Genomic DNA, 6,020 nt, shown 5'->3' on the forward strand with positions numbered 1-6,020 from the left:
GGGGGGGGGGCCGATCACCGAACCCGGGTCAAAAGCGTAACGGCTCATGAGATTGTCGATATTGAAATCCACGTTCATGTGCTGGTTGATCTTGTAGGTGGCAAAGAGGTCGATGATTTTTTCGGAAGGAATGGCTACGACTGCCCGCGCCCCTGTTCCTTGGAACCAATCTACCGGATTCTTCTTTTCGGAGTGGTATTTCAGGCGTCCTCCCAACGTCATCGCACCCTCCAGCAGGCGCACTCCGACCGCAATGTTGAATGAACGGCGCGGAGGAATGCGCGCGGAAACCAGGCTCCATTCGTAACCAACCGAATTGCAGTCCGGCGCTCCCAACGGCTCCGCATTGCGTTTGGAACATATCTTTGGTTGCTCATACAGGATGGCCGAGGCATCCATGAAAACGCGGGAGTTTTCATAAAAGACCTTTGCCTCCCAGCCGTTCAGCTCCACGCGATCGTAATTCGTGAATGAGAAATTTCCTATCCAGCTCGGCGCGCCTGGTTGAAGCGGCAGTTCAGAGGTAGAGATGTAGTTCTCTACCGTGTTGGCAAAATAGCTCGTCTTGAATCCCATTTTTTCATTGCGGAACAAGACGTTGTCCAGCTTTCCCTCGAGGCCGATTTCCCAGCTGCGACTTTTCTCGGGCTTCAGCGGGTTATATTTGTCATAACTGAACAACTGAGCCGAGGTACTCGATTCGAACAAGCTGGGATCACGAAAAGTGCGCCCTCCTTTCATCAGAACGTCCAGATGCTTCGTCAGATGCAGCCGCAGCTCCGCCGTCAGATCGTTGTTGGGGCTGTAACGGATGCGTTTCTGCGTCAGATAGTCGCTGACGGTCGAGCCGTGCATTTTTGTGCCCAACCTGGCCGTTGCGGCAGCCGTGTCCAGTTCACCGTTAAGAAAGACGCCGTATTCGCTGCGACGCGCATCGCGCGTAGGGCGGCCGGTTGAGCCGGATCCGGTTGCGTGGATTGGTGCGCTGCTCTTCCATGCTGAATCCGTAATCGAAGCTCAACGGGAGCAAGCTGAAACTGGACCGATTGCCGACGTTGAGACCTTGTCGGCTGTCGGCGTATTCGTGAATGTATTGATCCCCGTAGCGGGACCCGATCGGCCCTCCGAAGAGCCCATTGTGTTGCTTCAGGTCGACCAGGGTTTTCCACAACCCGATGCGCAGGTCGAGCAGCCGGTTATCGCTCGGGGCCAACGTATAGATGCCGCTATAGCTGTTGAGCCGGGCTGTTCCAAGCGACCATTGCGACATTGACTCCACGCCTGCGGGAAGGTCATTGAAATTCTGATCGATGCGATTCTTGTACCAGTAGGCCGCCATCACCTCGCCCGCCTTCTGCGCGTGATGCCGGTAAGTCAGTTCAAGCCGCTCCGCGGCTCCCGGATTCCAGCCGATTCTGGCCAGACTGGAGTCACTTTCATAGCTGGTATTGACCACTTCCTGCCCCGGCGTCACGACAACATCTTCTTCGCGATACCTCGATGCGCCGTTTCGGCCCGCGAAGTAATTGCCGACACGCCGCTTGCTATAGGCGACCAGCCAATCGACACGGTCTGTCTTATAGGCCAGCGCACCGGCCAACGCGCCATTATTGAATCTGTCCCGCATGAGATCGTTTCGTACGACATAGTAATTCTGAGCGCGCTCTTTTTCAGGAATGTCGGGCGTCTGGTTGTTGTTGTACACGCTGCCTTTGGTCCACACGCCGAAATTCTTGCCCGGCAAGACGACGTCCTCCGCGGCGATCGTGCGCATCTGCACCACGCCGCCAATAGCGCCGGTCCCGAATGTTCCGGTCGAGGCGCCTTTCAGAATGCTGATGTTCCGGATCAGGTCCATGTCGATATAGGTGCGATCGCTTTCGCCTTGATAACCGCGGAACGTGTGCGTCGATTGCAAGGCGCCGTCAATGACGACGGGTACCCGCCCCTCTCCCTGCAAGCCACGGATTCCCACATCAATCGCCCCGGCTTCGTTGCGGATGTTATTGATCTGCACGCCTGAAAATTGCGAGAAGACATCGCCATTGCCGGTACCGCGATAGCGCGCGATATCCTCGGCGTTCAACTCGTCGGTCTTGTCGTCCCGTCCGGAGCGCACTTCCACTTCCCTGAGCCGGTCTTCTTGCTTGCGCCGTGCCGGTTCCGGCGCGATGCCTTCCCCGTACAAGGGAAAAGACGCCACCGTCAACAGACCCACCAGCCACGCCTTTTTACTTCTGTTGTTTTGCACATCCATTTCGACAAATCCTCTTTTTGCGTTCGCGACCGTTCACCAAGGCGCATGCGCGCCTTGGAACATCAGCCGTTGAGTGGGAAACCCCTGAGCCGGACGCCGGCAAGGGTGTTCAAGTGGAAGCGAGGACATGTTCGTGCGCATGTCTCGCCACGCACAAATAATAATGATTATCATTTGTGCATGGCAAGATTGTCAGGCAAGGAATGACGATATGTGAGGAAAGTAGAATTTCCCCGAAGCGTGAATCAGGAGTAGTTTGACTGGAAGCTAGTTCTGCGGTGATGACGACAAGAAGAGAACCCGTACGACAATGGAGCGAACCGCAACGATCCGGTTCATTGCCGCACGTTGGTCAAGGTCTCCAGGAAACTGTTGCACCACCAATGGACGTCGTACTTGCGTATCGTCGCCAGCAAGGCGGCGTGGCGCTCCTTGCGTTCCTGCAGCGGCATCTGCAGCGCATGCTGGATGGCCTGGGCGGTGCCGTGGGTGTCGTAGGGATTGACCAGCAAGGCTTCCTTCATCTGCTCGGCGGCGCCGGCGAAACGCGACAGCACCAGCACGCCCGGATCTTCTTCATCCTGCGCCGCGACGAATTCCTTGGCGACCAGATTCATGCCGTCGCGCAGCGGCGTCACCAACGCCACCGCGCAGGCACGATACAAACCCGGCAGGCGTTTGCGGGCGACCGTGCGGTGCATGTAGCGGATCGGCATCCATTCGAAGTCGCCGAAATCGCCGTTGATGGAGCCGCACAGGCTTTCCAGTTCGCGCTGGATGTCCGCGTAGGCGTCGACATCTTCGCGGCTCGGCGAGGCCACCTGCAGCAGCGTGGCGCTATGACGGTTTTCCGGATATTGCTGCAGCAGCTCGCGGAAGGCGCGGATGCGATGCGGCAGGCCTTTGGAGTAATCGAGCCGGTCGACGCCGATCAGCAGGCGCCGCCGCGAATATTCCTTGCGCGTGTTCTCGAAGGTCTCGCGCGCCTCGCGGGCACGGCCAAGGCGCTGGAAGTCGTCGACGTCAATCCCGATCGGGAAAGCCTTGGCCTGCACCGTGCTGTTGAAGGCGCGGAACTGGCTTACCCCGACGGTCTCGGCGGTGGCTTCGGCTTTGACGTAATTTGAGAAATGCTGCAAATCCGCTTCCGTCTGAAAACCCACCAGGTCATAGGCGAACAAGGCCCGCATGAGCCACTCATGCGAAGGAATCGCCGCCAGGATTTGCGGCGGCGGCAGCGGGATGTGCAGGAAGAAACCGACGCGGTTGCCGCAGCCCATGGCGCGCAATTCGGCAGCCAGCGGAATCAGGTGGTAATCGTGGATCCAGATCAGGTCGTCCGGCTTGAGCAGCGGCATCAGCTTGCGCGCGAACAGTTGATTCACGCGGCGATAGCCGCCCAGGTGACCCGATTCGAAATGCGCCAGGTCGAGGCGGTAATGGAACACGGGCCACAGCACGCCGTTGGCATAGCCGCGATAGTAGGCATCATGGTCTTCGGTGCACAGGTCGAGCTCGGCCAGCGTCACCGGACCGGCCTGGTTGATATGCAGCGCGCCCTCGCCGGGAGTGCCGTCTTCGACGACCTTGCCGCTCCAGCCGAACCATAGGCCGCCGGTGCGTTTGAGGGTTTCACCGAGCGCCACCGCCAGTCCCCCGGCCGCCGGCTTGCGCGGATCCGCGAGACGATTGGAAACTACGACGAGGCGGGACATGATGAAACTCCTTTATTCTTGTGTAGAAAAAAATAGATCGACGGCAACCGCGGAACCATCAAATTACCGTCTCCCACGATACCGACAACCTCATTGCGCAATTGATGATCCCGACCATCGAATAGGTTTGCGGGAAGTTGCCCCACATCTGGCCGGTGACAGGATGCGTGTCCTCCGACAGCAGGCCGACATGATTGCGCGCCGCCAGCATGGCTTCGAAAATCTCGCGCGCCTGTTCCTTGCGGCCGATGCGGGCAAGCGCGTCGATGCGCCAGAAAGTGCAGATGTTGAAGGCGGTTTCGGGCCGGCCGAAATCGTCGGGCGCTTCGTAGCGGCGCATGTAAGGGCCGTCGCACAGGTATTTCTCCAGCGTGTCGACGGTGGCGATGAAGCGCTTGTCGGTCGGCGCGATCAGGCCGACTTCGACCATCAGCAAGACGCTGGCGTCGAGGTCGCGGCCGCCGAAACTTTCGGCGTAGGTCTGGCGCTCTTCGTTCCAGGCTTCGGTCAGGATGCGCTTGCCGATCATTTCGGCGCGCTCGTGCCAGTAGCGTGCGCGTTCGTCGAGTTCGAGCCGCGACGCGATCTTGCCGAGGCGGTCGCAGGCGGCCCAGCTCATCAGCGCCGACGAGGTGTGAATGCGCGAACGCGTGCGCAACTCCCACATGCCGGCGTCGGGACGGTCGTACATTTCAAAGGCGCGTTCGCCGACGGCTTCCAGATGCTTGAACTGTTCGGCGCCGGCGCGATGATGCAGGCGCGCATCATGGAAAGCCTGCGCCGCACCGAGGATGATGTTGCCGTAGACGTCGTGCTGGAAATGCTCGTAAGCCTGGTTGCCCACGCGCACCGGCGCATGATGGCGATAGCCAGGCAGGTGATCGAGGATCTGTTCCGGCAGCGCTTCTTCGAGGCCGATGCCGTACAGCGGCTGTACGTGGCCGCCGGCCGAACGCACCACCACGTTGGTGAGCCAGCGCAGGTAATCTTCCATGGTGCCGAGTTCGGAAATGCTGTTGAGCGCGCGCACCACGAAGAAGGCGTCGCGCAACCAGCAGTAACGGTAATCCCAGTTGCGCGCGCTGCCCGGCGCTTCCGGCACGCTGGTGGTCATCGCGGCGATGATGGCGCCGGTGTCTTCATACACCGACATCTTGAGCGTGATGGCGGCGCGAATCACGGCAGCCTGCCACTCGAGCGGCGTGGCCAGGCTGCGGCTCCAGTTGCGCCAGTAGGTGATGGTTTCCTGCTCGAAACTGCGCGCGGTGTCGCCGATGCCGCCGGTCAGCGTTTCGTCGGGACCGAGCAGGAAGTTGAACGGCCGGCTGATCACGAAGGCAGTCTCGTCGAGCAGGTAGCTGATCGGCGCATCGGTGTTCAGGCGCAGCGTCATCTCGGAGCCGACGTAGCGGATGTGGTTGCTGCCACGCGTCTGCAGCGGCTCTTCACGGCCCCAGTCGAACTTGGGGCGCAGCACCACGCGCATGCGCGGCGCGCCCGAGAGCGGATGGATGCGGCGCACCAGTTGCAGCGGACGGAAGAAGCGGCCACGGCTCTGGAAGCGCGGGGCCAGGTCGGTGATCTCGATGCCCTGTCCCAGTGTGTCGTAGAGGCGCGTTTTCAGCACGGCGGTGTTGGGCTCGTACCATTGCTCGCTGTGCGAAAAATTCTCCAGCTCAAAACTCCACAGGCTGCCGCTCTCGCCGGGATCGAGCAAGGCGTTGAACACCGGATCGCCGTCGAAGCGCGGCAGGCAGCACCACACCATGCGGCCGAGTTTGTCGATCAGCGCACTGTAGGAACAGTTGCCGATCACGCCGAGATCGAGGGAAGAAGTGGAAGGCCGGTCGCCGTCGTTGCTGACGCCGGTGGAGGTGTCGTTGCTGGGAGTATCGATGGATGACGTGCTCATGCTGCCTTTCCTCTCTTTACTTTTTTTGTCGCCGGAGCGGTGATGTGGATGTTGGCGCTGGTGGCGTCGGTGGTGCCGCTTGCCAATGTACCTGTGCCGGTAAACCTGCCTATCTGCCTGAAAAATTGCGCTGACG

4 protein-coding genes are annotated in these 6,020 nt (G+C 60.1%); all 4 read right to left on the bottom strand.

The window, feature by feature from the left end; translation table 11 throughout:
* The coding region (locus HLUSI_RS30940; protein ID WP_157137760.1) for a TonB-dependent receptor domain-containing protein at nucleotides 1-1,011 on the bottom strand (1,011 nt) is incomplete at its 3' end.
* A complete protein-coding gene (locus tag HLUSI_RS30945) occupies nucleotides 902-2,257 on the bottom strand; it encodes a TonB-dependent receptor plug domain-containing protein (protein WP_016833150.1) in 1,356 nt (451 codons plus the stop codon). The genes HLUSI_RS30945 and HLUSI_RS30940, both read right to left, overlap by 110 nt.
* 335 nt (nucleotides 2,258-2,592) lie before the next feature.
* Complete coding sequence (otsA, locus tag HLUSI_RS0106155; protein WP_016833153.1) at nucleotides 2,593-3,972, bottom strand: alpha,alpha-trehalose-phosphate synthase (UDP-forming); 1,380 nt, start codon at nucleotides 3,970-3,972, stop codon at nucleotides 2,593-2,595.
* A gap of 58 nt (nucleotides 3,973-4,030) precedes the next feature.
* Complete coding sequence (locus HLUSI_RS0106160; RefSeq protein WP_016833155.1) at nucleotides 4,031-5,884, bottom strand: glycoside hydrolase family 15 protein; 1,854 nt, start codon at nucleotides 5,882-5,884, stop codon at nucleotides 4,031-4,033.
* Between the last annotated feature and the right edge of the window lie 136 nt (nucleotides 5,885-6,020).

This window comes from Herbaspirillum lusitanum P6-12, from assembly GCF_000256565.1.
Lineage (GTDB): Bacteria > Pseudomonadota > Gammaproteobacteria > Burkholderiales > Burkholderiaceae_D > Herbaspirillum > Herbaspirillum lusitanum.

What these genes read in the sequence shown, in the direction of transcription:
- otsA (WP_016833153.1), bottom strand. Translation starts at nt 3,972, where the DNA reads ATGTCCCGCCTCGTCGTAGTTTCCAATCGTCTCGCGGATCCGCGCAAG.
- HLUSI_RS30945 (WP_016833150.1), bottom strand. Translation starts at nt 2,257, where the DNA reads ATGGATGTGCAAAACAACAGAAGTAAAAAGGCGTGGCTGGTGGGTCTG.
- HLUSI_RS0106160 (WP_016833155.1), bottom strand. Translation starts at nt 5,884, where the DNA reads ATGAGCACGTCATCCATCGATACTCCCAGCAACGACACCTCCACCGGC.